We start from the raw sequence: 3,472 nt of genomic DNA, 5'->3' as shown, positions 1-3,472 counted from the left end.
AGGTTCGGCCGGCGCCGCCTGTCCGGGCGCGCAGAGCGGGTGCAGGAACGTGGGCGACGGTTGTGCCGAAAGCCCCGCGGCGAGCGCCGCGAGCGTCGTCTGCAGCACGAGGGCATAAACGGCCAGCAGCGCGAGCGCGCTCCTGTGCCAGTTCCTTCGCCCTGTCGTCCCCTTCATGAAAAAGGACTTAGCCGATCATTCCGGGCGGCGGAAGCGCGCTTCGTGACGCGCCCGGCTCACGCCGCCGGCAGGCAGGCCGGACCGAGTGGTTCGAAGCTCTTGTAGGTCAGGATGAACTCCTGATGGCCGAGCTCTTCCGACTTCGTCCTGCCGCCTTGCCCGAGCGAGACGACGAGGTCGCGAATCTCCTGGCCGACCTCGTCGAGCCCGGCATGCCCTTCGAGGATGCGCCCGGCATCGACGTCCATGTCCTCGGACATGCGGCGATAGGTTTCCGGATTGGCGCAGATCTTCACTACCGGCGAGATCGCGGAACCGACGACCGAGCCGCGGCCGGTCACGAACAGCACGCAATGCGCGCCGCAGGCGATCAGCTCCGCGATCTCGGCGTTGTCGTTGATGTTGGGGAAGCCGAAGCGGACCTCGCCGTCCGGCACCACGTCGAGCAGGTAAAGCCCGCCATGCGGCGGCACGTCGCCGGGCTTGATCAGGCCCGAGATCGGCGAAGCCCCGGATTTGGCATAGGCGCCCATCGACTTCTCCTCGATGGTCGAGAGCCCGCCCTCGGCATTGCCTGCAGCGAAGGAGCCGTAGCCCAGGGTCGCATAGTAGCGCGCCGCCTTGGCCACCGACTTCTCGAGTTCGACGCCGAGCTCGGGCGTGACAGCTCGCGCCGCCATGATGTGCTCGCAGCCGATCAATTCGCCGGTCTCCTCGAAGATGCAGGCGGCGCCCTCGGAGATCAGCTTGTCGAAGGCGCGCCCCGCGGCGGGATTGCCGGTGATGCCGGAAGTCCCGTCCGAGCCGCCGCAGACCGTGCCGATCACGAGTTCGGACACCGCCATCGGCACGGTCTCCTGCGCGTCGAGAGCGATGCGCTGCTCCTCGACCCAGGCCCGGCCTTCGCGGATCGAGGTGCGGGTGCCGCCGGTGCTCTGGATGATGATGGTCTTGACCGGGCGGCCGCTGGCGCGGACCGTCCGCTCGAGCGCGTATTTGTTGAAGCTCTCGCAGCCGAGCGAGACCAGCAGCACGGCGCCGACATTCGGATGGGTGCAGAGTTGCTCCATCATCCGCTCGGCATAAGGATTAGGGTAACAGCCGGGAAAGCCGATCGCGTGGACGCCTTCCTCGCGCCAGGGCAGGGCGATCTCGCGCGCGACATGGTGGGCGCATTCGACGAGATAGGCGACCGCGACGGTGTTGCGGATGCCCTTGCGCCCGTCGGACCGGAGATAGCCGCGCATCTCGCTCATACCGAGGCTCCTGTCTTGCGCTCGTCTTCCAGATGATAGGTCGGCGTGTAGTCGCTGCGCATGTTGTGGACATGGACATGCGCGCCGGCCGCGATCGCCTCGGTCGCGACGCCGATCGGCGCGCCGTATTTCAGGATCTTCTCACCGGCCGCGACGGCGCGACGGGCGATCTTGTGAGCGAGCGCGATATCGCGATCGAGCGCTGCCGGGCCGCTGCCGGTCTCGACTGTGTCGCCGGCTTTCAGCCGCACCCGCGCCACAAGGACATTGTCGCGCGGATCCAGCAGGATGAGGCGCGGATCGTGGGGCATGGCATCGCTCCTCTTGAAGCGGAGCCCTCATCCCGCGGAGCCATTCTCTTGGGAATGGCATCTCGAAGGATGCTTCAGGAGGCTCCGGACCCATCCTTCGAAACGCCGGCTTCGCGGTTCCTCGGGATGAGGGCTGCAACTCTCTCAGAACTTGCCGTATTGCAGGTAGGCCTGCTGCGGGTCGGTGCCGGCAAGGATCGCGGTGCGGACCTTGTTTTCAGCCGAGATCGCCGTCTCCGACTTGTCCAGAACCTCTTCGATGATCTCGGCGGGAATGCGGACGACGCCGTCGCGATCGGCGAGGATGTAGTCACCCGGCCGGATCCAGACGTCGCCGATCTTGATCGGCTCGTCGACCGCCTTGGGCAGCCAGGCGCCGACGATGTCGCGCGGCGTGTACGCCTTGAAATAGGCTTGGAAGCCCATCTCGACCATGAACTCGGTGTCGCGCGACAGCCCGTCGATGACGCAGCCGCGCACGCCCTTGTTCTTCAGCGTCTCGGCCGAAAGCTCGCCCATCAGCGCGATCTCGTTGGTGTTGGGCTGGCAGACCCAGACATGGCCGGGCTTGGCGGCGGAGAGCAGCCCGGTCCAGCCGAGCAACGTCTCATGGGCGTCGAACTCGCCGGTCTTGCCCTCGACCGTGAACGCGGGCCCGGCAAGCTTCTGGCCGGGCAGGAGCGGCCGCAGTTCCGGCGGCAGCACGAAGTCCTTCAGGCCCATCGCCCGCATCGTGTCGTGGATGATGCCGGTGTAGCAACGCTCCAGCCGCTGGGTCAGGTCTTCGCTCATGTTTCCTCCGGTCGGCATGTGTGTCGCGGCGGTGTGTCGCGCTGGCCGTTGGCGGCACAGTGCCGGGCGCGGGAAAACGTCGCAAGCGCGTTTTGCGCGCGTCGCGAATGCGTTTCAATCGGTTGAATCAGCCCGATCGACGCGTTCCCAGCCTTGCGGCATCAAGCGCTCCTGCGGCAGGAAGCGCGCCTTGTAGGCCATTTTGGGCGAGCCATCGACCCAGTAGCCGAGATAGACATAGGGGAGGCCGAGGCGCCGCGCCCGCGCGACATGGTCCAGCACCATGAATGTGCCGAGGGAGCGTGGTTCCAGCGCGGGATCGTAGACCGAATAGACCATCGAGAGCCCGTCGCCGAGCGTATCGGTGAGGGCCATCGCGAAGAGGTCGCCCTCGCCACGACCGGTGAAGCCCGAGTCGGGGCCGCGCCGCCGGTATTCGATGAGATGGGTCTCGACATGGGTGTCCTCGACCATCATCGCGAAATCGAGCGCCGACATCGTCGCCATGCCGCCGTCCGGATGGCGGTCGTCGAGATAGGCGCGGAACAGCGAGTAGTGCTCGGACCGCGGCTGCGGCGGCCTTGCTTCGCCGATCAGGTCACCATTGCGTGCCAGAACCCGGCGAAAGCCGCGCGAATAGCGGAAGTCATCGACGCAGATCCGGACCGAGACACAGGCGCGGCAGCTCTCGCAGGCCGGGCGATAGGCGATACTTTGCGAACGGCGGAAGCCGCCTTGCGAGAGCACGTCGTTGAGCTCGCGCGCCCGCGCGCCGACGAGATGCGTGAATACCTTCCGTTCCTCGCGCCCCGGAAGATAGGGGCACGTGGTCGGGGAGGTCAGGTAGAATTGCGGGGCATCCCGCAAGGGGCGCGTCACGTCGCGGGCTCCGGAAAAGCTGCGCATGTCAATGTAGCACCGGCAGCGGCAGCA

At 66.7% G+C, this 3,472-nt stretch carries 4 protein-coding genes; all 4 read right to left on the bottom strand.

What is annotated here, in order from left to right; all coding sequences use genetic code 11:
• Positions 1-236 precede the first annotated feature (236 nt).
• The 4 genes from ACIPIA_RS12515 to ACIPIA_RS12500 all read right to left on the bottom strand — a co-directional run bounded on the left by ACIPIA_RS12515 (position 237) and on the right by ACIPIA_RS12500 (position 3,418).
• A complete protein-coding gene (locus ACIPIA_RS12515; RefSeq protein WP_400509981.1) occupies positions 237-1,436 on the bottom strand; it encodes a UxaA family hydrolase in 1,200 nt (399 codons plus the stop codon).
• A complete protein-coding gene (locus tag ACIPIA_RS12510; protein ID WP_400509978.1) occupies positions 1,433-1,747 on the bottom strand; it encodes a UxaA family hydrolase in 315 nt (104 codons plus the stop codon). Before ACIPIA_RS12510 ends, ACIPIA_RS12515 begins: the two co-directional genes overlap by 4 nt.
• A 144-nt stretch (positions 1,748-1,891) precedes the next feature.
• Positions 1,892-2,539 (bottom strand): RraA family protein, encoded by a 648-nt coding sequence (locus ACIPIA_RS12505; protein ID WP_400509976.1) that lies wholly within the window; start codon positions 2,537-2,539, stop codon positions 1,892-1,894.
• A 114-nt stretch (positions 2,540-2,653) separates the two neighbouring features.
• On the bottom strand, positions 2,654-3,418 hold the full coding sequence (locus ACIPIA_RS12500; RefSeq protein WP_400509983.1) for an arginyltransferase: 765 nt from the start codon (positions 3,416-3,418) through the stop codon (positions 2,654-2,656).
• Positions 3,419-3,472 lie beyond the last annotated feature (54 nt).

It is taken from the genome of Allobosea sp. CER48, from assembly GCF_044752385.1.
Classification (GTDB): domain Bacteria; phylum Pseudomonadota; class Alphaproteobacteria; order Rhizobiales; family Beijerinckiaceae; genus Allobosea.
This window is presented reverse-complemented; position numbering and strand designations above follow the sequence as displayed.